This is a genomic window from Ammoniphilus sp. YIM 78166 (assembly GCF_004522215.1).
In the GTDB taxonomy this organism is placed as follows: Bacteria; Bacillota; Bacilli; order Aneurinibacillales; family RAOX-1; genus YIM-78166.
The window spans coordinates 865,324-891,529 of sequence record NZ_SDLR01000001.1 but is presented as its reverse complement, the minus strand read 5'-3'; the positions used below and the strand labels follow the sequence as shown (position 1 = coordinate 891,529).

The window sequence follows — 26,206 nt, the reverse complement described above, 5'->3', positions numbered from 1 at the left end:
ACTTTACCATAGCCTTTAGAGGGAATAAATATTATGGATATAAAACAAATAAGGAAGAATAAGTACATTTTGTTCATTTTGTTCACAATGAAAAATAGCCACTCCTTTACGGAGTGGCTTCATTTATTCTTGACTGCCTACAGATTACCTGTCATCGGTTGATCCACAGCTTGAGAATCGATCGTATTCGTTGCGCTTATCCCATTATTAGCAAGGACATAGTTACCCGTGTTCCCTCCTCCAGAGCCAGAGAAGCTCTTTGCAGTAGCTTTAGGAGAGATGTTCAAGGAGTCGCCAAAATGAACAACCCCCCCATTTTCCGTAATATTGATGGGTCCCAAAACAACTGAAGGCACTTAGATCCCTCCTATCCAAGTGAATGTCGAACATGTTTAACATGTGCTTCTGCAGCAATATTCGTTGTGGAGCCGATATGCAGGATCGAAGCGGTGGATACGCTGGTCGATTCAATCGATCCCACGGATATCACTGGATTTTGATTAAAAACGGTCATGTTTATGGACTCATAGACGAGACGTCGGGGGATGGGCTGATTAAAAACGGTATAATCGGAGAAGTCATGCTCTTCCCCTAAATAAACGGGTCTTGTTCGTTTAAGCGCAAGTACCCTAGAATACGTGTGGACATTCACTGAATCTCCAATTTCAAAGACTGAGGTGTTGGAGACGTTGAGAATTTTCATCTTTCCTACGTGTGAGAGCCTACTCATCCCTTACCCCTCCCCTTCAGCAGGTTGTGCAGCAATGGGGGGGATTGTCACTCCCACAATCGAGGTTTCAGCGGGCGTTTCAAAAGTACTATATAACTGGATGTACTGGGCATCTCCAATCAAAAAGATGGAAGAAGCGGCTACATCGTCTACGACCACTTTTCCAACTGAAACTTCTCCATTAACAACGGTAAAGTTCATTTACTTGATATCTCCTTTTTGAGGCAAATTTTGAAGGTAAAGTTGGAAGGTCTTTGAAATATCCTGTTGCACTTTTTCATAAATCATGTGCTCCATATCGGATTGTTGATTTTCATCCAGTCCATTTTCTTCTAACTGATGGAGGTAATACATGATTCGTTGGTCAATTTGTCTCTTGACGTCTTGTATTATAAATTTTCGATAAGCATCTTCTAAAGGACGCTGATACTGAGCTTCAAGAGACTTCATCGTTTCGTAAGCATCTGTATCAAGATAATTGTTAATATTGGTACAGATCCTGCCAAAAAGCTCAGAATGAGGAGTACCTGATTTGGGAGAGCTGATGGACTGATTGATGGATAAATCTCCAAGACTGTTGCCCTCGCCGTTAGGGTTTAATCCGATGCTCAAGGTCCCTTCCAATCGCTCAACCTTCAGCAGATCAAATTGATACGTGTTGTTTACATTCGTTGGCCTATTTTTCAACTCATTTACTTCTTGATTTAATTCGGCTACCATTTTTTGAATATCCTGTAAAGCTTTTTGCTGAGCTTGCAGCGTCATATTCATGTGGTGAATATATTGATAATAATAAGGATGCATATACATAGGATGTTCCCCTCCTTTTCGAGACTTTATGGTGTAGTCAGTGGGACGAACGGCTGTGCCGGGATTAAGGTGGGAGGGACAAAAACTTGAGGAGGTCGATCGATCATGGTTGCTTCTTCTTCAATTTCGGGAGCAGGCCCTGTAAATCCTCCACTGTTGAATAGGTTCGATAACGGTTTAATAATGCCTGCACTCCCGATTTGAAACACGGAAGAGTTTGAGACACCACCAATTTCAAGTTTATGGATGGTTATGTTCTGGTTTACAAATAAATTCATGTAGGTTCCGCTCCTACCTTACGTTTTAGACATTTGCGGCTAATGGTTGATCCACTGCCTCAAAGTCTATGGTATTGGTTTGATTTTGATAATTGTATACTTTTAAGTTATTTCCTGTTATGAATGAACCCGCACCTGCATAGGTTTTAACCGCACTCATCGGAGAGATGGTGTATACATCGCCTATATTGAACACTGAACTGGCACCGATACTGTTGATGTTGACAGCTCCAACTAATGCTGGCATACACTCCCCCCTTTTCATTGTCAAAATTATTGTCTTTAATGCTAATGTATGTATGCCCACTTCTAGGTGTTCATCCATTCCGATAATCACATCTAAACATTCTCTGCATAGGCTGTAAACATTAGCGATTATAAGCGAAGGAGTAAAATAAGTATGAATATGACCGTTACGAATAAAAAGCTGCACGTAGGAGATCTTCAGATTGGGGGGGTAGGGAGCTCCTCTGTTTTTATCATGGGTGATGCGCAAGTCATTACTTCTTCCTCCATCTTTGACACTCCAGCAGACTCATTTATTGATGATCCAAGCATACCCATCGTTACCGGAGGAAGAGGCGGAATGCCCCCTCTAGAGGCTGAACAAGTGAAATAAAAAGAGAGGGCCCCATTGGCTCTCTCTTCCTTTTTGGTCTAGTACACCTTAATTTCATTATAAAACGTATCACGCTCAACTGCGGTTCTTCCCGCCCCTTGAATCAGCCAAACTAACTCGTCTTTTGTAAGACCTTCTGGCGTATCTGCACCTGCGGCATGAGAGATCCGTTCTTTTACAATCGTCCCATGGACGTCTGAGGCACCGAAAGTAAGGGCCACTTGCGTTAGCTGTGTGCCTAAATTAATAAAGTAAGCTTTAATGTGCGGGATATTATCCAACATCAAGCGAGAAATCGCGATCGTTTTCAGAGCTTCAAAAGCTGACACCCGGCGTTTGATCCCCATGGTGACCTTGGCCGGTTGCACATTATTAGGGATAAATACCATAAAACCATTCGTTTCATCCTGGAGTTCGCGCAGAAGCACCATATGCTGGATGCGCTCTTCGATGGTTTCAATGGATCCGTATAACATCGTAGCATGGGTCTTTAACCCCAAGCTATGAGCGACACGTTGAACTTCTAGCCATTGGTCGGTTGTTGCCTTTCCTACCCCCATTTTTTGACGGTAGCGCTCCGAGAGGATTTCAGCCCCGCCCCCTGTAAGGGTGTCTAACCCAGCGTACATCAGCTCCTGTAGCACTTCTGCATAGCTTTTGCCGCTAATCCGTGAGAAAAACTCAATTTCCGCAGCCGTATGAGCCTTGACTGTGATATGAGGATATCGTTGTTTTAACGCTCTCACGTAGTCCACATAGTAGGAAAAAGGAACGTGGGGGTTATGTCCGCCCGTAATATGGAACTCTCTCATGTCCTCTTGCAGATGCTGATCAATGTACTCAAACTGTTGCTCAGCCGTTAAGGTGTACGCGCCCTCTTCCCCTTCATCTCGGCGGAAATGGCAAAATGCACAATGTGCTTCACACACATTCGTAAAATAAAGGCTCATGTTGGATATAAAATAAACCTTATCCCCATTGATACGCTGATTTACATGGTTAGCCAGTTGTCCAATCGTAAGCAAGTCGTTGCTCTGGTAAAGAAAAACTCCGTCCTCGGCTGTCAACCGCTCGCCACGGTAGACCTTTTCCGCAATTTCAGCCATGCGATTATCCATTGTGGTACTATGCATAAGGATCACTCCGTTCTCTCACATCAACATATTTATACATCAATTATTCTATCATAACCTATTCTCTATTAAAACAAGAGTAAAACACCAGCATTGCGGCCCCCATCACAGCCGCGTCTTCTTAGGGCTTAAAACAAAAAAAGAGGGGGATTCCCCTCTTTGAGTGCACCAACTACACTTTCCTAGACATTAACTTGGCCTGTGTAAACAATAAGAGATAATCATGTCCACCCGCTTTGGAGTCCGTTCCTGACATATTAAAACCGCCAAACGGATGAACGCCTACCAAAGCACCTGTGCACTTGCGATTAATGTAGAGGTTTCCGCAATGCATCACATCAAGCGCATAGGAAATTCGCTCTTCATCCTGTGAGAAAAAGGACCCCGTAAGCCCAAACTCTGTATCATTATAAATATCAATCGCTTCTTTCCAATCCTTGGCCTTGCTTAGAGCCAACACCGGACCAAAAATTTCTTCTTGCATCATTCTTGCTTTCCGATCGACATCAGCAAAAATGGTAGGCTGGATATAGTACCCGTTTCCTTCTGCTTTTTGGCCGCCTAGCAGTAAGGATCCTTCGGATTTTCCGATTTCGATATAATCAAGAATCTTGTTATAGGATTTGTCATCAATTACCGGACCAACAGCTGCGTTTGTCTCTGGAAGTCCCATCGCCAGCTCGCTTGCAAGTTCTACTACACGGTTTTTAACTTGTTCATAGACCGATTCTACGATAATCGCTCTCGAACCGGCCGAGCACTTCTGCCCTTGGAACCCAAACGCTGAAGCTACAATCGCCGCTGCCGCAGCTTCTAAATCAGCGGTTTCGTCTACAACAACGCCATCCTTACCTCCCATTTCTGCAATGACACGCTTGATCCAAAGCTGACCCTCTGCCTTTACTGAAGCCACACGATTGATACGAAGCCCCACTTCTTTGGAACCCGTAAAGCTAATGAATCGGATTTGTGGGTGAGTTGTGAGGTATTCCCCCACACGAAGGCCGTCTCCAGGAACAAAGTTTAACACGCCTGCCGGCAATCCGATTTCCTCCATGAGGGCCACAAACTTATAGGCAATCACAGGCGTCGGCAACGCCGGCTTCAGACAAACCGTGTTTCCAGAAACAATCGCAGCGGTTGTCATCCCCACACAAATCGCCAAGGGGAAATTCCAAGGCGGAATAACCGCACCTACGCCAAGCGGAATGTACGCCAATTGATTATTTTCGCTAGGTATTTGGGTAAGAGGACGTTGTTGATTAATCTCGCTGAGACGAATCATTTCTCTTGCGTAATACTCCATGAAATCAATGGCTTCAGCCGTGTCAGCATCCGCCTCACCCCAGTTTTTCCCGGATTCGAGGACCATTAGAGCAGAGAATTCATGCTTTCGCTTTCTCATCAGCTCAGCTGCACGGAACAAGTAACTTGCCCGTTCTTGTGCAGGCACTTTCTTCCACGATTCAAAGGCTCGTAAAGCAGACTGGATGGCTTGCTCTGTTAGTATCTCATCGGCCGTGCTCACGCGGCCGATGATCTCATCTACATTCCCTGGGTTAATGGAGTCCATCCGTTCATTTGTAAAGATCTTGTTGCCTCCAATATATAGAGGAATATCTTGTCCCAACTGACTCTTTACGTTCTGAAGAGCAGACTGCATAGCTTGACGCTCAGCTTCTATAGAAAAATCGGTAAATGGTTCATTTACGAAAGGTGTATTTTTTTCCTTAACGGTATTCATGTTAAACCCATCCTCTCCATCTTGTGGCTTCTGCCATTCTTCTTAGTCCCACAATATATGCCGCTAGCCTCATATCCACTTCCTTGGTTTGGGAGGTCTCGTATACGTTGTGGAACGATTCGACCAATAGTTTTTCTAATCTTTCATCTACTTCCTCTGAGGACCAGTAGTAGCCTTGGTTGTTCTGAACCCATTCAAAATAGGAGACAACAACCCCGCCTGAGCTCGCTAATACATCTGGAACAATTAACACACCTTTGTTTGTTAGGATTTCGGTTCCTTTAAGCGTCGTTGGCCCATTGGCGGCTTCCACCACAATTTTCGCTTGGATATCTGCTGCATTCTCCTCCGTGATTTGGTTTTCAATCGCTGCAGGGATTAAGATATCACAAGGCATGGTTAAGATTTCTTTATTGCTCAAGCGATCCTCAAACAACGTAGTTACGGTACCAAATGAATCCCGGCGGTCTAGTAAATAATCAATATCTAGTCCTTCAGGGTTATACAACGCCCCCACCGCATCGGCGATCCCTACGATGGTAGCTCCTTCGTCATGAAGGAACTTGGCTAGAAAACTTCCTGCGTTTCCAAATCCCTGAATGATCACCTTAGCCCCTTTAAGCGGGATCCCTACCACATCGGCGGCTTCTTTCAGTACGATCGTTACTCCTTTGGCTGTTGAGGACTCTCTGCCAGCCGATCCTCCTAATACTAATGGCTTACCCGTGATGAAGCCAGGAGAGTCAAACTCTCGAATTCGGCTATATTCGTCCATCATCCAGGCCATCACTTGGGAGTTAGTAAACACATCAGGAGCAGGAATATCCTTGTTCGGTCCTACAATTTGACTGATCGCGCGAACGTACCCGCGGCTGAGACGCTCAAGCTCACGAAACGACATCGTTCTTGGGTCGCACTGAATGCCGCCCTTTCCTCCGCCATAAGGGAGGTTGGTAATCCCGCACTTGATACTCATCCACATCGAAAGCGCTTTGACTTCATCCTCCGTTACATCGGGGTGGAAGCGAATTCCACCCTTCGTCGGTCCAACGGCATCATTATGCTGGGCCCGATAGCCTGTGAACACCTTAACCGTACCATCGTCCATCCGTACAGGAATTCTCACCGTAAGCAAGCGGAGAGGCTCTTTTAACAATTCGTATACTACATCTTCAAATCCCAGATGATGTAAAGCGGTTTTAATAACCGCTTGTGTGCGGCTAAATACATCCATATTTTCTTGCATTTTTGGTGTCTCCTTAACTGATAAGACCATGACATCCACCTCTTCACTCTATTATTGAGTAACCACTTCTTTTACGGCTAAAACCTGCTTGATTTGATCGATCGCCCAATCTAGGTCCTCCTTAGATATAACAAGCGGAGGCGCGAATCGAATGGTAGTTTCGTGCGTTTCTTTGCATAGCAAGCCTTTTTCCTTTAATTCTTCACAAAACGGTCTTGCTGGCACCTTCAGTTCAACCCCAATAAACAACCCTCTTCCCCGGACTTCATGAATCATTGGATTATGAATAGTCTTGAGCTGATCTAGGAAATACTGACCCAATTCGTTTGAGCGATCCACGAGCTCTTCATCATTTAATACATCCATAGCGGCAATAGCCACGGCACAACCTAGTGGGTTTCCCCCGAACGTAGATCCATGGGAGCCTGGTCCGAATACGCCAAGCACTTCCTCATTGGCAGCAACTGCTGAGATCGGGAACACTCCTCCGCCAAGGGCCTTACCCAAGATATACATATCTGGTTTTATGTCTTCCCAATCACATGCAAACATTTTCCCTGTACGTCCAAGGCCGGTTTGAATTTCATCAGCAATAAACAGAACCTGGTTATCTTGGCAAACCTGTCTAGCCTGCTTTATGAAGCCAGATGCAGGAATTCGAATACCCGCTTCACCTTGAATCGGTTCAAGAAGCAGCGCTGCGGTATTAGGTGTAATCGCCGCTCTTAGTGCTTCCACATCTCCATAAGGAATGATCTTGAACCCTGGCGTGAACGGTCCGAACCCACGCTGATACGCTGGCTCCGAAGAAAAAGATGTCGCTGTAATCGTTCTACCGTGGAAATTCCCTTCACATACGATGATTTCTGCTTGTAGATCAGCTACGCCTTTGACTTCATACGCCCATCTGCGAGCAGCTTTCAATGCCGTCTCAACAGCTTCTGCCCCAGTATTCATCGGTAAGATCATGCTCTTGCCCGTAATCGCAGAGAGCTTTTCATAGAAATCCCCAAGGCGCTCATTATGAAAAGCACGAGAAGTTAATGTAACTTTATCCGCTTGGTCCTTAAGAGCTTGAATAATACGGGGATGACGATGCCCCTGGTTTAAAGCAGAATAAGCACTCAACATATCCATATAACGATTGCCTTCCGGATCCGATACCCAAGTTCCTTCTGCATGAGAAATGACGATCGGCAGCGGGTTATAATTTTTAGCCCCGTATTGGTCGGTTTGGGAAATAATTTGTTGTGTATTTTTCATTGTCGTTCCTCCTCTAGCTGATTTTTTTAAATCGAAAAATAAATCCACACTGTAGGTTAAAGCAAGTTCCGTGCCATCAGGTAAACTGAGCCTCGCTCCACTTTTCTGCTAAAAAATTTTGCACTATCATTCATCAGACTATTTCATGCCATGTTTTTTTGCGGGCTAATCCGCATATCGTTTCCCCTACCAGCCTCGAGTGGCCATTCTTTCGTTTTCCAATAGGGTCGAGAGTTCAATACCTTTCATCGCACCGCCTAGGTTCTTGGATAGCTCGCCGATCAGCGCGTAATCCTCAAAATGGGTGGTAGCTTGAACAATTGCTCTAGCAAAGCGTTCTGGATGCTCTGACTTAAAAATACCGGAGCCTACAAACACTCCGTCAGACCCCAGCTGCATCATAAGTGCGGCATCAGCCGGAGTTGCGACCCCACCCGCTGCAAAATTGACGACTGGCAACTTCCCATTTAGATGAATCCACTCTAACAGTTCATACGGGGCTCCCAGCAACTTAGCCTCTGTCATTAATTCATCATAAGACATGCTTTTCACTTTTCGAATTTGGCTCTGCATCATCCGTTGGTGGCGTACGGCTTCCACAATATTTCCTGTTCCCGGTTCCCCTTTGGTCCGAATCATGGAAGCCCCCTCGCCGATCCGGCGCAATGCCTCGCCTAGATCACGGGCTCCGCACACAAACGGTACGGTAAAATCTTTCTTGTTGAGATGAAACTCTTCATCTGCAGGAGTCAATACTTCACTTTCATCTATATAATCTACTCCTAAAGCTTCTAGGACCTTGGCTTCTACGATATGGCCAATACGCGCCTTGGCCATGACCGGAATCGAGACTGCCTTCATGATATCCTCGATCAGCACCGGGTCCGTCATCCGAGCCACGCCTCCTGAAGCCCGGATATCAGCAGGCACCCTTTCCAATGCCATAACCGCAACAGCACCAGCAGCTTCTGCGATTCGTGCTTGCTCGGCATTAACAACATCCATGATGACGCCGCCTTTTTGCATTTCGGCCATTCCTTTTTTTACGCGATCGGTTCCACTTTGCATTTCCAACTATCCCCTTTTGGTTTTCGTTTGTTTTATAATTCATGACTCACTTGTTACTTAAGCAAGAATGATGCCAAGATTATAGAACACAGAAAGTCTGAGACAACCAAAATAAATGCCATTATTTTTTGCGTCTAGAGAGTATAGTTTTTTGCACTGCAAATATTTTAAGCGCCTGCGAAAAAAGGCTGATCTCGTTGGAGATCAGCCTTTTCTTGTTTAACTATTGATGAATCACAATACCTACTTAGCCGTTCTTTGCAATGTATCCCAAATTCCCCATAGATACATAATCCCTAAAGCTCGATCGTATAGCCCGTAGCCCGGTCTGCATTCTTCATCGAAAATATGTCTGCCGTGGTCAGGTCTTGCATACCCGGTAAAGCCGGTCTCATGGTATGCTTTCACAATCTCAGTAATATCCACGGAACCATCACTCGTTCTATGAGAGGTCTCAACAAAATCACCATTCTCATAGACCTTGACGTTGCGAATATGGGCGAACGGAATGCGATCTGCAAATTCTCTTACCATATCTGCTATATTGTTGTTAGGATTAGCGCCCAATGAACCGCTGCAAAGGGTGACGCCATTGTAAGGACTATCTATGATGTTTAAGAACCTCTTAATGTTGTCCTTATTGGTCATGATTCGAGGAAGACCGAAAATGGACCATGGCGGATCGTCAGGGTGTATAGCCATCTTGATATTATTGATTTCCGCTACAGGAATAATCTGCTTTAAGAAGTATTCTAGGTTGTTCCATAGGTCTTCTTCACTCACACCTTTATAGGCTTCAAACAATGAAGTGAGGTGCTTCAATCTTTCAGGCTCCCAACCCGGCATCGTGAACTGTGGGTCAGCATCAATTTTAGCCACCAAATCCAATGGATCCATACTTTCTACCTTTTCTTTTTCAAAGAAAAGAGCCGTTGAGCCATCTTCAAGCTTTTTGAAAAGATCTGTTCTGGTCCAATCAAAGATCGGCATGAAGTTATAGCAAATCACTTTAACCCCTGCTTGAGCTAATCTCTCAATCGTTTTCTTGTAATTTTCGATATACCGGTCCCTCGTCGGAAGCCCTAGCTTAATATCCTCATGGACATTGACGCTTTCAACGACGTCGATATTTAAACCGTGTTTTTCCGCCTGCTCTTTTACCTGCAGAATTCGATCCATTGGCCATTCTTCCCCGGCAGGGATATCATGAAGCGCCCATACGACACCCTCTACTCCAGGAATTTGCCGAATATGCTCTAAAGGAATCCGATCGTTCCCTTCACCAAACCATCTGAATACCATTCTCACCGTGTATTTCCTCCTGTCTCTTTTAACCTGCGCAACTCACATTCTTTTTTTTGCTGTAATCTGCTTCATTACTAGGAACAACGGCATCATGTAAATGCTTTTCTAATTGTTCCGTATACCTCGCTTTCTCCTCCGCGCTCCAGTTTAGCGTACTCGCCATGAATTCGATCACAGGACTCTTCCACTGATGAACCCAGTTGATATCAAAGAAAAGGGCTCCCGTACGGCGGACGAAAAAGTCAACCGGTGTTACGGTCATTTCTTCCTGAATGCTGTAAAGGACGGCAGCATAGAGGTCCACTGGCAAGCCGCTTGCAGCCGCTGCCCCGTCATATTGCGTGACTAGCTCAAAGAGGCGGTCTACATTGGATCCATAACGGCGCACAAGCTTTTCCGCTTGCTCAGCGTCAAGGCCTACTTTTTCTCCTTCCCGGACTTTCGTTTGGATAAAAGACGGGAAGTTTACGGAGCCACCCACAGCTCCTCCAGAAATCGGCATGTTTTTGGTCATACTTGGTCCATAAGAGCTATTACCTTCCGTAGACAGTTGTTTACCAAGGAGATTCACCACGGTCTCTGCCATTTTTCGATAACCAGTCAGCTTCCCTCCAGCAATCGTGATCAAACCGGACTCGGACACCCAGATTTCATCTTTGCGAGAGATTTCGGATGGAGCTTTGCCATCCTCATGGATGAGCGGACGGAGCCCTGCCCAGCTGGATTCTACATCCTTTGCAGTAACCTTAACCGCTGGGAACATATAGTTAATGGCATTAATAATGTACTCCCGGTCTTCTTTTGTCATTCGAGGGTGGGCCTGGTCTTCCTTATAGACCGTATCCGTCGTCCCTACGTACGTTTTGCCGTCACGTGGAATAGCGAAGACCATCCGGCCGTCTGGCGTATCGAAATAAACTGCCTGCTTCAACGGGAAGCGTTTCTGGTCGAAAACCAGATGAACTCCCTTGGTTAGCTGTAAGGATTTTCCTTTCTTCGATCCATCCTTTTCTCGCAGGGAGTCAGCCCAAGGCCCAACAGCATTCACAATCTTTTTCGCGTAAACCTTGTAGGTTTTTTTTGTGATTTGATCTACCACTTCAACACCGACAACTTTTCCATCATGATAGATAAACTGTTCTACTTTCGCATAATTGACCGCTGTAGCCCCTCTTTTCACGGCTTCCTTCATCACTTCCATGGTTAAGCGGGCATCATCGGTGCGATACTCCACATAGTAGCCTCCGCCCTTCAGTCCGTCTTGCTTCAGTAGAGGCTCTTTCGTTATCGTTTCCGTTGTGTTCAGCATACTACGCCACTCACTGCGCTTGACTCCTGCTAGCCAATCGTATACACGAAGTCCGATGGATGTACTGAATTTTCCAAATGTACCGCCTGCATGAATCGGTAGCAGCATCCATTCCGGCGTGGTGACATGAGGTCCGTTCTCATAAACGATAGCACGCTCTTTCCCTACTTCAGCGACCATCTTCACTTCGAATTGTTTGAGATAACGCAAGCCTCCGTGAACTAATTTCGTTGACCGGCTGGATGTACCAGCAGCAAAGTCCTGCATCTCAAACACGACGGTCTCCATGCCGCGTGTAGTCGCATCCAGGGCAATACCCGATCCCGTAATTCCCCCGCCAATCACAATTAAGTCCACCTGCTTATGGTTTAAGCTGGATATGATATTACTTCTATTTAAACTTGAAAAGGTTGAGCTCACTGTCTTTTCCTCCCTTTTTAGTAAAATTGGACATAAAAAAGGAGACCATAACACATACGATAGTCGCATTAATGCAACCACCGAAAAGGTTATGGTCTCCTCGTCTCCAACCGTTTATTAACTTAATTACAGTATATCATACTTCTGCATTATTTAAAAGACATTGTTGCCCTAATCGCCTTCTGCCAACCCTGGTATAATTCGCTTCGCTGGGATTCACTCATATTGGCATCAAAACTTCGATCCCTATTCCATTGCTTGGATATCTCTTCCTGGTCTTTCCAGTACCCAATCGCGAGACCTGCCAAATAAGCTGCACCCAAGGCTGTCGTCTCATTCACTTTTGGACGTTCGACCGTCACGCCAAGAATGTCACTTTGAAATTGCATCAGAAAATTATTCTTAACCGCTCCACCATCGACTCGCAACCCTTTCAAGGAAAGACCCGAATCTGCTTCCATTGCAGTCAGCACATCCTTAGCTTGGTAGGCAAGGGATTCCAGCGTGGCTCTAATAAAATGTTCCTTTTCTGTACCACGGGTTAACCCAAAGACCGCACCGCGCACATCACTGTCCCAATAAGGGGTTCCTAACCCTACAAAGGCCGGTACCACGTAGACCCCATCCGTAGAAGCTACGCGGGAAGCATATTCTTCACTATCTTTCGCATCTTTGATCATACGAAGCCCATCGCGAAGCCATTGAATAGCAGAACCGGCGACAAAGACACTTCCCTCAAGCGCATATTCGACCTTTCCATTTAAGCCCCAAGCGATGGTAGTAAGTAATCCATGCCCGGATTCTACGATCTTTTCACCGGTATTCATCAACATAAAGCATCCAGTTCCATAGGTGTTTTTTGCCATTCCCTCGCTAAAGCACGCCTGACCGAATAGAGCAGCCTGCTGATCTCCTGCTGCTCCAGCAATCGGCACTTGCTGTCCGAAGAAGTGGTTCGGGTCCGTATGGCCATAGACATCAGAGGAAGGGCGGACTTGCGGAAGCATGGATCTTGGAATCGTAAGAATATCCAGTAATTCATCATCCCAGGATAAGTCATGAATATTGAACATTAATGTACGTGAGGCATTGGAGTAGTCCGTCACATGAACTTTTCCACAAGAAAGTCGCCACATCAGCCACGTATCGATCGTGCCGAATAATAGTTCCCCACGCTCAGCCCGGCTTCTGGCTCCCTCTACATGATCAAGAATCCATTTCACCTTTGTCCCTGAAAAATAGGCATCAATTAATAGCCCTGTTTTTTTGCGGAATAGATCACCATGGCCCGCTGCTTTTAGTTCCTCACAAATCTCTGAGGTTTGGCGAGATTGCCAAACAATCGCATGATAAACCGGCTCTCCCGTGTTTTTATCCCAAACCACGGTGGTTTCCCGTTGATTGGTGATCCCAATCGCAGCCACCTGTTCCGCCTTCACTCCGGATTCCGACAGACAAGAGGCAATCACCGCAAGAACGGAGCCCCATATCTCATTCGCATCGTGTTCCACCCATCCCGGTTGTGGGAAAAACTGAGTGAATTCCCTTTGAGACATATGAACGATGTTCCCCTCACGATTGAATAGAATCGCGCGGGAACTTGTGGTGCCTTGGTCAATGGATAAAATGTAGGTATCCATATTCTTCTCTCCTACTTATGTTTGATAGTGTTTCCACAATTGTTTATTTGAAGTGGTGATCGCCTTCGCCCCTGCTTCCAGGGCCCGCTCTACATCATCCACCGTACGAATAAAGCCACCTGCAAACATGGGAATGCCTGTTTTCTCAACGACTTCCGCAATAATATGGGGCATGCCGCCTGGTAGAACCTCGATATAATCCGGCTTGGTTTTTTCAAAAATAGCATAGCTTTTTTCCAACGCATTCGTATCCAATAGAAAAAGTCTCTGAATCGCCAGGACTCCTTTTTTCTTTGCCGTTAGGATCACATTAGCTCTTGTAGATATAATGCCTGCGGGTTGAATTTCTTGACAAATATATTCCGTCGCATATTCGTCATTCTTCAATCCTTGAATCAGGTCAGCATGCAAAAACATTTGTTTCCCATGGGATAAAGCCATCTCATGCAGGTTTTTCAATCGTGCAATATGCACATCTAGAAAAATTCCGTGTACATACGAACTCGTGAGGAATCTTTCAAAGTCTTTCATATCCTTTGCTGCAGGAATGATTTTTTGATCGAGTATGTCCATGCATCTCACCTCATCCGAGTAGCTTATTCCGGTAAAAAAGCGAAAGCCGGTCCATAAATCAAACCGGCCTTCCGTAGTACTAATGTGCACCAATTTATGGTGATTGTCAATTATACCCCTGAATAAGCCGAGAACCCGCCATCCACAGGAATGACTACACCATTAACAAAGCCGGATGCTTTATCGCTGACAAGCCATAAGAAAGTGCCCGCCAATTCTTCTTTTTCACCGAAACGCCCCATGGGTGTTTGGTTGATAATTTTTTGGGCTCTTTCCGTGTAGGTTTCATCTTCCTGGAATAGGAGATTATAATTTTGCTCCGTTACGAAAAAGCCAGGAGCAATGGCATTCACTCGAATGCCCACTTTCGACATATGGACAGCCAACCATTGGGTAAAGTTGCTGATGGCCGCTTTCGCTCCACTGTACGCTGGGATTTTAGTCAAGGGCTTGAAGGCGTTCATGGAGGAAATATTAATAATCGTTGTCCCTTGTTTGCCTACCATATCCGTTCCAAACACCTGAGTAGGAAGAAGCGTGCCAAGAAAATTAAGGTTAAATACGAACTCTATTCCCTCTGGATCTAGATCGAAAAACGTAGTGAGCCCTTCGATCTTCTCCGTCAAGTCATCTTGAAGCAGATATTCCCTTGTTGTCGTTCCTTTCGGGTGATTACCTCCCGCTCCATTCACTAAAATATCACATGTTCCCAGCTTTTCATGGATCACTTTTTTGGCTTCCAATAATTGTTCCCTGTCTAATACATTGGCTTGGATGCCAATCGCAGTACCGCCAGAATCTTGTATGCTTTTGACTACATGGTCTAGCTTTTCGCGATTTTGGCCCAAGATCGCGACTTTGGCCCCGCATTTCGCCAAGGCTTCACAAAACACACTACCCAATACGCCACTTCCGCCAGTTACGACAGCGACCTTGTCTCTTAAATCCACTTCAAAAGGTATATTCACGTATATCCTCCTTCATCTTCTCTAATCGAGGGGAACTCCAAAATACTGCTTGGCGTTGTGATAGCAAATGTTTTCTACCATTTGACCTAACCACTTCATATCGTTAGGCATTTCTCCGTTCACAACCCATTCTCCCAAGAGATTACAAAGTATCCTTCTGAAATATTCGTGTCTCGTGTAGGAAAGGAAGCTTCTCGAATCGGTCAGCATGCCGACAAACCTCGAGAGCAATCCAAGATTAGCTAAATCAACCATCTGGCGGTACATGCCATCTTTATGGTCATTAAACCACCAAGCGGAACCAAATTGAATTTTCCCTGGGACGCCCCCCGTTTGGAAGTTCCCCAGCATGGAGCCAAGAATATAATTATCCTTAGGATTGACAGTATATAAAATTGTTTTAGGAAGAGAATCGTTCTTTTCCAGTTGGTCTAGGAAGCGCGAAAGAGGTACCGCTAACTCTTTGTCCCCAATGGAATCAAATCCAGCGTCTCGGCCTAGTGCTAAGAACTTTCGTGTATTGTTATTTCTAAGCGCCCCCATATGCAGCTGCATCGTCCAGCCTAACGAAGCATACAGTTCACCTAAGAAAACGAGCGTATAGGTCTTGTATTTCTTTACTTCCTGCAAACTGATCGCTTCCCCTTGAAGGACCCGATTAAAGATCTGCTCTACTTCCTCTATAGTTGCTTCTTCGTAAGTCATCTCACTGATTCCCGTATCCGATAGGAGACAACCGTGGTTATGAAAATAATGAACCCGCTCTTCCATAGCAGCCAAAAACTCACGATAAGATTGGATCTTACGACCTGTCACGGCGGAAAGCTTGTCTAGCCAAGTTAAGAAGGCTTGATCTTTTATTTCCAAACCTTTATCCGGACGGAAGGTTGGGCACACCTTGGCTCCCAAGCTTCCTTCTTCACGGATCTTTTGATGATATTCTAAGCTGTCCGTTGGATCATCGGTAGTTCCGATATACTTTACATTGGATCTTTGGATCAAGGATCGAGTCGAAAAGGCATCCTCCTGAAGCATGGCGTTGCATCGTTGCCAGATCTGTTCGGCTGTGTCTTCATTCAACACTTCGTCAATGTTAAAGTATCGCTTCAGTTCCAAGTGACTCCAGTGAAACAAAGGATTTCCGACCGTATGAGGCATGGTTTTTGCCCATGCCATAAATTTCTCATAGTCCGGTGCATCCCCTGTAATGCAGTCCTCCGTAATGCCGTTGCTTCTCATGGCTCTCCACTTATAATGGTCACCCGCGAGCCAAAGCTCGGTCATATTCCGATACTTTTTATCTTCCCAGATTTCCTTTGGGTCCAAGTGGCAATGATAGTCAAAAATGGGCATGTCCTTGGCAAAGCGCTCATATAATTCAACGGCCACCGGGCTATTCAATAAGAAGGTTTCATCCATAAAACCTTTCATTTTATTTCACCTGCCATTCATAGACGTTGGTTGAATGAGGAGTCAAGGTTGTCCCATTTACGACAATCTTGCGTGCTTCCGAAGCCGGGAAATATAAACGCACTTGTTGATACGGAAGATCGAAATTCCCTTCCTTTTGCAGGGTCACGTCAATTTGGGTTTGGGATGTTTTCATCGTGACATGAATGATCGCAAAGTCGCCTTTTTCATGAGCCGTGGATACCCCATCATCCTCGTACAGACTGAACTGGCTTTCCCCTGTCTGCTGATGGGGATAGAACATAAAGCCTCGTTCATCCGCTGACTTGGTTTCAAAGGTGATGTCAGAATCATTAATAGGAAGGATCGACCCGCCTTTCACCAATAAAGGGGTATAATCAAGCGGTGCAGGGATCGTTACGTTTGTCCCGCCTTCATACCATTTCTCCGTATGGAAGTCATACCAACCCGCTTCATGCTTTGGCAGGTACACTTCTCGCTCATACTTCCCTGGCTTAACCACGGAGGCTACTAGCAGGCTATCGCCAAGCATGAAATCATCATTTTCTTCAAAGGTTTGCGGGTCCGACTCAAAGTCATAGAAGGTCGGCTTGACCATCGGTTCATTATCTTTATGCGCTTGGTATAGCAATTGATAGATATATGGCGTAAACTTGCTGCGGAACTTGATCAGCGTTCGGATGTATTTAGTCGCTTCTGGATACATCCATGGAACATTGACGGTTCCATCATCATTCCAAGAATGGATCGTAAACCGTGGATAGAAAATCCCATTTTGCACCCATCGGATAAACAATTCCGGATCTGGAGCAGGACCGGCAAATCCTCCCACATCATGACCAAAGTTATAGATACCAGATAGGCTCAGCCCGATTCCGGTGCGGATATTAAACTTCAAGGTCTTCCAGCTCGTACGGTTATCTCCCGTCCAGGTCTGTACATATCTTTGCATGCCGGGGCATCCTGATCTCGAGATCAGATACGGCCGCTTGTCCGGATCAAACTCTTTTTGTGCTTCGTAGGAAGCTTTCATCATGAGTAACGGCTGCAACGGTCGAATCAGGCCGATAGGTAAATCTTCACCGAATCCGTGCGTCTTGGCTTCGCCGTCCCAAATCTCAAACTCGTTGTTATCATTCCAAGTGGACTCGATTCCATAGGAAAGGAGCTGTTCTTTTACGTTTGACTTCCACCACTCGATGGTTTTCGGATTGGTGAAGTCTAGGTAAGCGCCTAACTCATCCCAAAATTGAGCGATTTCCGGGCCTTCCTTGTCTCTTGAAAGGACGAACATGTTCTTCTCTTTGAGCTCTTCGAATTTTGGGTGATCCCATAATAAGGCCGGCTTAATGTTGGCGCATAGTTTCAAGCCCTTCTCTGCAAAGTCATCCGCTAGTTTTTTCGGATTCGGAACCTTGGACTTATTCCAATGAAACACATATCGCTTGTCTCCAATGGAGGTGTAGCCAGATGAAAGCTGGAACGAATCGCAAGGAATATCGTGTTCTTCGCAGTCACGCAAAAATTGGGATAACTGCTCTTGGGCGTTAGGCGCATCTGTATAGGTCATCGTGGAACCGGAATAGCCAATGCTCCATTTTGGCGGTAGGATGGTTTTTCCTGTCATCCAGGCAAATCTTTTGACTACATCGTTGACCTTCGGTCCAAGGATCATATAATAATCGAGATCCCCGCTCTCTGCCTGGTAGTATCGGTAGTATCCATGGTAGTTGTCCATTTCGGATCCCATATCAAAAATGGCTGTGGACAAATTATCATAGAATAGACCAAAGGATAATTCCGTCTTTTGGTTCCTTGTAATATAGAAAGGAATATGCTTATACAGCGGGTCTGTCGTTTCCGGGTCGTAGCCCATCGGATCGACATTCAACATCCGAAAGCGCCGGCCGTACTTATCTACATTTCCGGTTTTCTCACCGAGTCCAAAGTATTGCTCATCTAAGGATCGCTCTAAGTAATGGAAAACTCCCTCGCCTAAGCTGTTTTCGAAATTATAGTTTTGCGTTTTACGATCATTGGCCACCAGCGTCCAGCCTGCATCAGTGTTGGCATACCAACGAACTTTAAAGCCGTTCAGATCAATGACCGCCTTCAATTTTGAAGTGGCGACAGACACTTGGTCGTTACCCGATTCTACCTCAAATGGCGGCAAGGAAAATGGCGATAAATCGAATCGATCTCGTCCTTCAAACGCAATATCATCCATTCCCGGTGCAACCAGCCAGGTCTTATTCAGTTCCAATTGATTGTCATTTAAGAAGACTACACGAAAAATATCTTCTTCCAGTACATATAGGCGCACCTGTACATTTGCTTCTTTATTTTCAAATTGCAAGCCATGATTGATTTCGGATTGAAGTTCAAAGCGATAAGTAGTTTTAATCAAGTTTAGGCACCTCCGAGTGACTTATGTTTTGCTACATTACGCCAAAGAGTTTTGGCACAAACAAGGTTATTGCTGGGATATAGGTCACAAGCAACAGCGTAAAGATCAGTCCTGCAAGGAAAATTAACAATGGTTTCGTTACATTTTCTATACTGACTCCCCCGACACTGCATCCGACAAACAAGGCGCTTCCGGAAGGCGGGCTCATGATCCCAATACATAGGTTAAAAACTAACACGATCCCAAAATGAACCGGATCCATTCCTATTTGTGTGACAATCGGCATAAAGATAGGAGTAAAAATAAGGATCGCTGGCGTAATATCCATCACCATCCCGACTAACAGGAGGACAACATTCATAATCAGCAAGATGACAATCGGACTTTCTGAGACGGACAAAACAGCCTGGCTGATGGCCGCTGGAATACCGCTGAACGCCATAACCCAAGACATAATCGAAGAAGCCCCGACAAGAAATAGCACAATTCCTGTCATAACTACGGTTTCGATCAGAATCTTCGGAACATCCGACCACTTCAAGGATCTGTAGCAGATAGAAAGAATAACGGAATACAAAACGGCAATTGCCGAACCTTCCGTCGCAGTGAAGACCCCAGCCACAATCCCTCCGATAACGATAACGATCAGCATTAAGCTTGGAATCGCATCAATCACAACCTTAAGTCCCTCGGATAAGGTGACTTTTTTAGCTACTGGATATTTTTCTTTCTTGGCAATAATATAAGCAATAATCATAACAGATAGCCCCATCAAAATTCCTGGCAGATAACCCGCTAAGAATAGGGCAGCAATGGAGGTTCCTCCGCTAACCATGGAAAAAATAATCAAAGCTCCGCTCGGCGGAATCAATAGGCCAGCAGGTGCAGAAGCGATGTTTACAGCGGCTGAATAGGATTTGTTATATCCCTCTTTTTCCTGCAGCGGGGACATCACGCCTCCGATGGCAGCTGCAGACGCTACAGCTGAACCCGAAATCGAACCAAACAACATATTTCCTACAACATTAGTATGTGCCAAGGATCCCGGCAGCCTTCCGCCTAGTAGCTTCGCCAGATTGACGAGTCGCAGCGCAATACCCCCGTTATTCATAATAATTCCGGACAAAATAAAAAAGATTACAGCTAACAGGGCAAAGCTGTCCATTCCGTTAACCAATTTTTGTGCTGCCGTAAAAATCGCTACGTCAAACGGTATGATCATTAAGGCAGCTATAAAGGAAGCTATTCCAGTAGCTACAGAAATAGGAACCCCGATGACCATTAATAAAATAAAACTTGATAGCATGACTAATCCTGTTTGAAGCGCATCCACGTAGTTTTCCCCCTTTCATCACTTCAAAGCTTCTTCTCCGTTTTTCATCCAGTCCGTAATATTCATAATTTGATATAGAATAATAATGACCCCAGATATTGGTAAAATGGAATAAATGACCCCGACCGGAACCTGCAAAATAGGTGTGACCTGTGACATCGTCGAGGACACCAGGTTTAGACCGCCTTTAATCATGACTAGACCGGAAAAACCAACGATAAACAGCGTATTGATTACTCTAATCACTTTTCCATTACTGCCTTTCAATTTATCCACCATAGCTGTAATAGCCAAATGTTTGTTCGTGCCAAACGCATAGCTTGCTCCTAGCATGGCCGTCCATATTAGACCAAATCGTAGCAATTCTTCGGTTACCGTACTGGGACTACCCAATACATATCGACTAAAGACTTGCCAAATCGCTCCGACAACCATGATGATCGTAAATGTACACCCTACAAACATAATCAATTTATCCAAAACATTTCTTAAGGCTTTCATGATCATCCTCCTTGCCTCACATGGATGTTTTACCTAATAGAATAGGCCAAGCCCCTGCAAGCGGGGCTCGACCTTTCTCCCATTTATTTTAGAGCCTCAAAAGCATCGATGATCTCTTTAATTTTTGGATCTTTATTGCTGTATTCTTCATGCATAGGCTGTACTTTTTCGATGAATGGCGCCTTGTCCACTTCATTGAATGTTACACCCAGCTTGGATTGTGCTTCTGCTTTAGCTTCTTCAATCGCCTGGTTCCATAGTACTTTTTGGGATTCTGTAGACGCCTTAGCTGCCTCTTTTACAATTTGCTGCTGTTCTGCAGAAAGACCATCCCAAGTCTTGGAACTGATCACAAGGACATCTGGAATCATCGTGTGTTGATTAATGGAGAACTGCTTCGCCACTTCCCCATGTTTTCCAGTTGTTAACGCAGTTTCATTACTTTCTGCTCCATCAATAACTCCGGACTGAAGTGCAGTGTAGATTTCGCCATACGCCATTGGCGTCGGATTTCCACCTAATAACTGCACCATCTTAATCGCTGTTGGGCTGTCCATCACGCGAATCTTCAAGCCTTTTAAATCTTCTGGAGTTTGAATAGCCTTATCTTTGGTATAAAAGCTTCTAGCACCAGAATCATAGAAAGTCAAACCTACGAATCCTTTGTCTTTGTTTGCTTCATATAGCTTTTGTACCGCCTCTGAATCCATTGCTTTATAGTAATGATCTTGACTTACGAACAGATACGGCAGACTAAACACTGCGTATTCAGGAGCAAAGTTTTCAAGGGCCCCTGCACTTACTCTTGTCATATCTACTGCTCCGCCTTTAAGCTGCTCAAGAACTTCCTTTTCTCCACCAAGTACGCCGTTAGCAAAAATTTGCACCTTCACGCTGGCATTTGACTTTTCTTCTACCGTCGTAGCGAACTCTACAAGCGCTTTATGAACCGGATGGTCTTCACTCAAATTGTGTGCAAGCTTTAATGTTTGCGCTTTCTCTTCTTTCACATCATTTCCTGTTTGGGCACTTGTATTTTCATTTGAACTAGCGCATCCGCTTAATAACCCCACCGCTAATACGCTTGTTGCAACATAAGACATTAGTTTTTTCATTTTCGTTGACCCCCATTTTTCCTTTAGTTATTTTCCCACATTTACATGAAATAAATGATGATAACCTACCCTTATCTGTTCCCTCGCTATTGCTTTACCCCATCTCCTCTTCGATGTGCTGTTAGCATACGTTTTACTAGTTAATGTTTTTTTAAGTTTTTCGTAAACCTTTACATTTTAGTTTGTTTGGTCAACAAACTATGTTATTATATTACCTGAATAGATACTAGATTGCAATATCCCGTTTAATAGTTCATAAGTTAGTAAGAACTTAGTAAAAAAAAGGATATAATAGAATTATAGATTACTGCTACGTAACCACTCTAATAGGAGGCCAGTATGAATACGGGGGATGCCGCATATATACGAAATTTAAATAGAAATATTATTTTAGAGAATATTATCCTTCACAAAAACATTTCTAGAGCCGAGTTATCAAAAATTACGGGACTGAATAAAGCAACGATCTCTTCACAAATCAACTCGCTTCTAGAAGAGGGTCTCATCTTTGAAAAGGAACTGGATAAGTCAAACGGGGGAAGAAAACCCATCCTGCTCACTTTAGATAAAGATGCGGGATTTGCCGTTGGGGTCGAAATCGATACGACGCGCATCTCCTTTCTAATCACCGATCTTTCAGGCAAGGTTCTCGATCAAACGGATGTTAGTCTTCGGGAACCTTCTTTTGAAAAGATCAAAGATATTTTGATTACAACCATTGACCGACTGGTTGCCTCCCGAGAGAAAACAAAACACGGGTTAGTCGGAATAGGTATCGGCGTGCAGGGCATCGTGGATAACGAGCAGCGTATCGTCTTTACTCCACGTCACCAATGGAAAAATGTTGATTTACAAAAACCATTAGAGGACGTATTCCAGGTTCCCGTCCATGTAGACAACAATGCCAATCTTTGCGCCTTTGCTGAACTGGTTTACTCCCATGATACATCCAACTTATTATGTATAAGCACCTATTCTGGAATCGGTCTGGGTATTGTGATCAATAAAGAAATTTATCGAGGGATGAACGGATTTGCCGGGGAAATCGGCCATATGATTATTCAGCCAAACGGCAGAGAGTGCCCCTGTGGTAATTTGGGCTGTTGGGAGCAATACGCGTCGGAAAAAAGCTTCTGGAGGGAATTAAACGCGATAACAGGAGTCAATGAATTTTCAATGGATGACCTTCAAGCTTCCATTACGAATGGGGATCCTACGACTTTAGATCAACTATCTAACTTATCCACCTATCTAGGAATGGGCATCAATAACGTAATCAATCTATTTAACCCCGAAACCATTATCATTAATAGTCAATTAAGTAAAGTTTACCCAGAACTAATTTCAAACATTAAAAGTAACCTTTCTTCTTATATTAACCACTATCGCACCATTCAATTTTCAGAACTAGGAAAGTACGCTTGTGCTATGGGCGCTTGCGCTATGAGTATTCAAAGGTTTCTAGGGATCTCTCATATTCGACTTGAACTTCCTGAGCAAGATAATCTAACATTGATGGGTAAAATGGTTGTCTCCTAGTAAGACACCGATTTAGACCGCAGTTATCGTTATACGATAACTGCGGTTTTTTTCTTCTTTACACTTCTTTTTCTTTTAGATTCAACTTTTCCTTTACTTCTTTATTGACCAAATAACGAGGAAAATAACCCGATAATACATCAGCTACGTTTTGTGCCGCTTTTCGCTTTAATTCGGCTTCTGCTTCTACCGAGTAAAAAGCGGCATGTGGATTAATCAAAACGTTATCCATTTTAAGTAAAGGATTATTCGGATCAACCGGTTCTTTTTCAAGGACGTCGAGAGCCGCCCCCGCGATTTTCTCTTCTTGTAATGCGGTGATGAGAGCCGCTTCATCAATTACTTGGCCGCGGGCTGTGTTAATGATAAACGCTTCTTTTTTCATCTTATTAAACTGATCGTGACTGATCATTTTTTCCGTATGCTGATTTAAAGGTAAGTGGACGGAGATGTAATGGGATCTTTCGCAAAGTTCGTCTAAAGTTACGAGTTCGACTTGACTTCTGTCCGCTACCTCTCTTGGGACGAAGGGGTCATAAGCAATGACCTGTATCCCGAAGGCTTGTGCTTTCTTCGCTAACGTTTGGGGAATATTCCCAAAGCCTAGGAGACCCAAAGTACGTCCACGTAGACGGAAGACGGGAACTGCCACTTTAAAATCCCATGTCCCACTTTTGACTTCGTTGTTCAGTTTTGTTATCTTACGAGCACTCGAGAGTAAAAACGCCATCGCATGATCCGACACTTCATCTAGACAGTAATCTGTGACGTTGCTAACAATGATGCCTTTTTCCGTGGCTGCTTCAACGTCAACCGTGTTAAACCCAATCCCATATCGAGAGACTACTTTACAATGAGGGAGGTTTTCGAGTACCTTACGTGAAATGGGAGCATATTGATTTAACAGGGCGTCAGCATCTTTACACGCTGCGATTACTTCTTCCTCTGTCTTGCATTGCTCTAACGTCAATTCAATTCCCAACTGATCCAATACACTTTTCTCTGGCGCAAACGTATCGTATTCATAATCGGTCACTACTACTTTATATTGGCTCATGGCAAAACTCCTTTTTTATCTGAGTACATCTCTAGCCCCAGTATTCGAATTCATAAATCTTTCTACACCTTCGTATGTAGGTAAACCTTCAATATCTCCACTCATCCCCACAACCATGGCACCAATCGCATTGGCGCGTCTAACCGTGTACTGGAGTGGCTCTTGACGCAAGATTCCGCTGATTACCCCTGCTGCAAATCCATCTCCCGCTCCGACAGGGTCAATCACTTGTTGCACAGGAAATCCGGCTACATAGCCTTGTTCATTGTTCGTATGGAAATATGCTCCTTGACTGCCGAGCTTCATCACAATCGTTTTATTCCCTTGGCCCATAAAGGCTTCTGCTATCGCTTCAGTTTCCTCCTTGCCTGTCATAAACTGGCCTTCATCTAAACCCGGTAAAATAACATCTGCATGGGAAGCGATTTCATTTAATACGGATTTTGCCTTTTCTGCTGGCCAAAGCTTATAGCGGATATTCGGATCAAATACGATGATCATCTGATTCTGTTTGGCAATCTCAATTGCTTTCATTACGGTTTGATAACAGGATTCACTAAGTGCCGGCGTTATGCCCGTTACGTGAAGTATTTTTGCACTAGCTATGTATTCTTCATCCAGATCATGGGCCTCCATCTTACTTGCCGCGGAGCCTTTTCGATAATAATATACATTCATATGGTCTGGCGCTAACTGTTCTTTAAAAAGCAAACCGGTTGCTGCTTCATTGGTATACAGGCACCTAGAGGTATCTACCCCTTCCCCGCGAATCGACTTGTAAATATAGCGACCAAACGGGTCATCCCCTAACTTGCTGAACCACCCGACGGAATGTCCTAACCTAGTCAACCCTATGGCTACATTCGATTCTGCCCCACCGAAGCGCTTAGGAAAATGACTCACGTATTCTAGAGGAAGCATCTGTTCTGGTTGAAAAAGGACCATCGTTTCTCCGAACGTAACAACATCTAATCTCTTCATCATGGACCAGCCTTTTCGAGTATTCTTATTCCATTCTCTTCGCCTACGATAACAATATCAGTCATATTAATGAACAGTCCCGTTTCCACGACGCCAAGGAGAAGCTTGAGCTGCTGGTGAAGGGCAGCCGGGTCTAAAATCGAAGAGAAGGAACAATCCAATATATAATTTCCATTATTCGTTACAAAAATTTCACCGTCTCTCCGACGTAGCTGTGGGTTACCATGAAGCTCCTGAATTCTCTTTGCTGTGGTTTCCCACCCGAATGAAACGACTTCAACCGGTAAAGGAAAACTGCCTAACGTTTGCACCAATTTACGATCATCCACTACGATGATCAGCTGGTCTGCGGCTGCATCCACCAGTTTCTCTCGAAGCAAAGAGCCCCCGCCGCCTTTAATCAGGTTAAACTGAGGATCTACTTCATCCGCCCCATCGATCGCGAGATCTAGTCTAGTTACTTCTGAGAAATAAACTAAAGAGATGCCGAAATCCTTCGCCCATCCTTCTGTTCTCAAGGAAGAGGGAACTCCTCTTACACGAAATCCCTTCTCTACGAGCTCCCCTAATTTCTTCAACATCCAATAGACAGTGGAGCCAGAGCCAAGGCCGATGGTCATCCCGTCTTGAATATATTCTACTGCTTTTTCTCCAACCGCTTTTTTCTTTGCATCCACTTGGTTGAGCATGGTGATCACCTCTCTCCCTAGTATTTACCATAAACCAAAAAAAGAGC

At 44.6% G+C, this 26,206-nt stretch carries 26 protein-coding genes; 2 read left to right on the top strand and 24 right to left on the bottom strand.

All coding sequences use genetic code 11. The annotated features are described in order from the left end of the window. Positions 1-137: 137 nt before the first annotated feature. Genes EIZ58_RS04395 through EIZ58_RS04370 form a run of 6 tightly spaced genes read right to left on the bottom strand, consistent with a single transcriptional unit; the run spans position 138 to position 2,065 of the window. Entirely contained in the window at positions 138-356 is a 219-nt protein-coding gene (locus EIZ58_RS04395; protein WP_134699279.1) for a spore germination protein, read from the bottom strand. Positions 357-367: 11 nt separating this feature from the next. Continuing rightward, entirely contained in the window at positions 368-730 is a 363-nt protein-coding gene (locus tag EIZ58_RS04390) for a spore germination protein GerPE (protein ID WP_134699278.1), read from the bottom strand. A gap of 3 nt (positions 731-733) precedes the next feature. Beyond that, complete coding sequence (locus tag EIZ58_RS04385; protein ID WP_134699277.1) at positions 734-931, bottom strand: spore gernimation protein GerPD; 198 nt, start codon at positions 929-931, stop codon at positions 734-736. Further along, positions 932-1,540, bottom strand: coding sequence for a spore germination protein GerPC (gene gerPC, locus EIZ58_RS04380; RefSeq protein WP_134699276.1), 609 nt, complete (start codon positions 1,538-1,540; stop codon positions 932-934). Between the two features lie 26 nt (positions 1,541-1,566). Next, the gene (locus EIZ58_RS04375; protein WP_134699275.1) at positions 1,567-1,818 is read right to left on the bottom strand and encodes a spore germination protein GerPB; all 252 of its coding nucleotides are present in this window, start codon (positions 1,816-1,818) and stop codon (positions 1,567-1,569) included. Positions 1,819-1,843: 25 nt separating this feature from the next. After that, positions 1,844-2,065, bottom strand: a complete 222-nt coding sequence (locus tag EIZ58_RS04370) for a spore germination protein (RefSeq protein WP_134699274.1) — start codon at positions 2,063-2,065, stop codon at positions 1,844-1,846. Between the two features lie 153 nt (positions 2,066-2,218). On the opposite strand from EIZ58_RS04370, the gene EIZ58_RS04365 reads away from it, so the two are divergent. Continuing rightward, a complete protein-coding gene (locus EIZ58_RS04365; RefSeq protein WP_134699273.1) occupies positions 2,219-2,437 on the top strand; it encodes a spore gernimation protein GerPD in 219 nt (72 codons plus the stop codon). A gap of 38 nt (positions 2,438-2,475) precedes the next feature. Here EIZ58_RS04365 and mqnE read toward each other — a convergent pair whose 3' ends face one another. The 15 genes from mqnE to EIZ58_RS04290 form a co-directional block, all read right to left on the bottom strand. Next, the gene (gene mqnE / locus EIZ58_RS04360) at positions 2,476-3,555 is read right to left on the bottom strand and encodes an aminofutalosine synthase MqnE (protein ID WP_240688941.1); all 1,080 of its coding nucleotides are present in this window, start codon (positions 3,553-3,555) and stop codon (positions 2,476-2,478) included. A gap of 187 nt (positions 3,556-3,742) precedes the next feature. Beyond that, entirely contained in the window at positions 3,743-5,314 is a 1,572-nt protein-coding gene (gene pruA / locus EIZ58_RS04355) for an L-glutamate gamma-semialdehyde dehydrogenase (RefSeq protein WP_134699271.1), read from the bottom strand. A 1-nt stretch (position 5,315) separates the two neighbouring features. Next, positions 5,316-6,590, bottom strand: a complete 1,275-nt coding sequence (locus EIZ58_RS04350) for a Glu/Leu/Phe/Val family dehydrogenase (RefSeq protein WP_134699270.1) — start codon at positions 6,588-6,590, stop codon at positions 5,316-5,318. 21 nt (positions 6,591-6,611) lie between these two features. Next, the gene (locus EIZ58_RS04345) at positions 6,612-7,823 is read right to left on the bottom strand and encodes an ornithine--oxo-acid transaminase (RefSeq protein ID WP_134699269.1); all 1,212 of its coding nucleotides are present in this window, start codon (positions 7,821-7,823) and stop codon (positions 6,612-6,614) included. A 186-nt stretch (positions 7,824-8,009) separates the two neighbouring features. Next, entirely contained in the window at positions 8,010-8,891 is an 882-nt protein-coding gene (gene pdxS, locus EIZ58_RS04340) for a pyridoxal 5'-phosphate synthase lyase subunit PdxS (protein ID WP_134699268.1), read from the bottom strand. Between the two features lie 243 nt (positions 8,892-9,134). Beyond that, on the bottom strand, positions 9,135-10,199 hold the full coding sequence (gene uxuA / locus EIZ58_RS04335) for a mannonate dehydratase (RefSeq protein WP_134699267.1): 1,065 nt from the start codon (positions 10,197-10,199) through the stop codon (positions 9,135-9,137). A 22-nt stretch (positions 10,200-10,221) separates the two neighbouring features. Beyond that, positions 10,222-11,925, bottom strand: coding sequence for a glycerol-3-phosphate dehydrogenase/oxidase (locus tag EIZ58_RS04330; protein WP_240688940.1), 1,704 nt, complete (start codon positions 11,923-11,925; stop codon positions 10,222-10,224). 149 nt (positions 11,926-12,074) lie between these two features. Beyond that, positions 12,075-13,565 (bottom strand): glycerol kinase GlpK, encoded by a 1,491-nt coding sequence (glpK, locus tag EIZ58_RS04325; RefSeq protein WP_134699265.1) that lies wholly within the window; start codon positions 13,563-13,565, stop codon positions 12,075-12,077. Positions 13,566-13,580: 15 nt separating this feature from the next. Beyond that, positions 13,581-14,138 (bottom strand): glycerol-3-phosphate responsive antiterminator, encoded by a 558-nt coding sequence (locus EIZ58_RS04320; RefSeq protein ID WP_134699264.1) that lies wholly within the window; start codon positions 14,136-14,138, stop codon positions 13,581-13,583. A 110-nt stretch (positions 14,139-14,248) separates the two neighbouring features. Next, positions 14,249-15,106, bottom strand: coding sequence for an SDR family oxidoreductase (locus EIZ58_RS04315; protein WP_134699263.1), 858 nt, complete (start codon positions 15,104-15,106; stop codon positions 14,249-14,251). Between the two features lie 21 nt (positions 15,107-15,127). Then, on the bottom strand, positions 15,128-16,537 hold the full coding sequence (gene uxaC / locus EIZ58_RS04310; RefSeq protein ID WP_134699262.1) for a glucuronate isomerase: 1,410 nt from the start codon (positions 16,535-16,537) through the stop codon (positions 15,128-15,130). 1 nt (position 16,538) lies between these two features. Further along, positions 16,539-18,944 (bottom strand): glycoside hydrolase family 31 protein, encoded by a 2,406-nt coding sequence (locus EIZ58_RS04305; protein ID WP_134699261.1) that lies wholly within the window; start codon positions 18,942-18,944, stop codon positions 16,539-16,541. A 31-nt stretch (positions 18,945-18,975) separates the two neighbouring features. Continuing rightward, entirely contained in the window at positions 18,976-20,250 is a 1,275-nt protein-coding gene (locus EIZ58_RS04300; protein WP_134699640.1) for a TRAP transporter large permease, read from the bottom strand. 45 nt (positions 20,251-20,295) lie between these two features. Next, positions 20,296-20,778: a TRAP transporter small permease gene (locus tag EIZ58_RS04295; RefSeq protein ID WP_240688939.1), complete on the bottom strand. Its 483-nt coding sequence runs from the start codon at positions 20,776-20,778 to the stop codon at positions 20,296-20,298. Positions 20,779-20,861: 83 nt separating this feature from the next. Next, a complete protein-coding gene (locus tag EIZ58_RS04290; RefSeq protein ID WP_134699260.1) occupies positions 20,862-21,893 on the bottom strand; it encodes a TRAP transporter substrate-binding protein in 1,032 nt (343 codons plus the stop codon). A 339-nt stretch (positions 21,894-22,232) separates the two neighbouring features. On the opposite strand from EIZ58_RS04290, the gene EIZ58_RS04285 reads away from it, so the two are divergent. Next, the gene (locus EIZ58_RS04285) at positions 22,233-23,432 is read left to right on the top strand and encodes an ROK family transcriptional regulator (protein ID WP_134699259.1); all 1,200 of its coding nucleotides are present in this window, start codon (positions 22,233-22,235) and stop codon (positions 23,430-23,432) included. A 58-nt stretch (positions 23,433-23,490) separates the two neighbouring features. On the opposite strand, the gene EIZ58_RS04280 is transcribed toward EIZ58_RS04285, so the two are convergent. From EIZ58_RS04280 to rpiA, 3 genes are read right to left on the bottom strand one after another with little or no spacing between them, the layout of a single operon-like run. Further along, positions 23,491-24,489 carry a C-terminal binding protein gene (locus EIZ58_RS04280; protein ID WP_134699258.1) on the bottom strand — a complete coding sequence of 333 codons (999 nt, stop codon included), beginning with the start codon at positions 24,487-24,489 and terminating at the stop codon, positions 23,491-23,493. Positions 24,490-24,504: 15 nt separating this feature from the next. Continuing rightward, entirely contained in the window at positions 24,505-25,470 is a 966-nt protein-coding gene (locus EIZ58_RS04275) for a sugar kinase (RefSeq protein WP_134699638.1), read from the bottom strand. After that, positions 25,470-26,159 carry a ribose-5-phosphate isomerase RpiA gene (rpiA, locus tag EIZ58_RS04270; RefSeq protein ID WP_305033866.1) on the bottom strand — a complete coding sequence of 230 codons (690 nt, stop codon included), beginning with the start codon at positions 26,157-26,159 and terminating at the stop codon, positions 25,470-25,472. Before rpiA ends, EIZ58_RS04275 begins: the two co-directional genes overlap by 1 nt. Between the last annotated feature and the right edge of the window lie 47 nt (positions 26,160-26,206).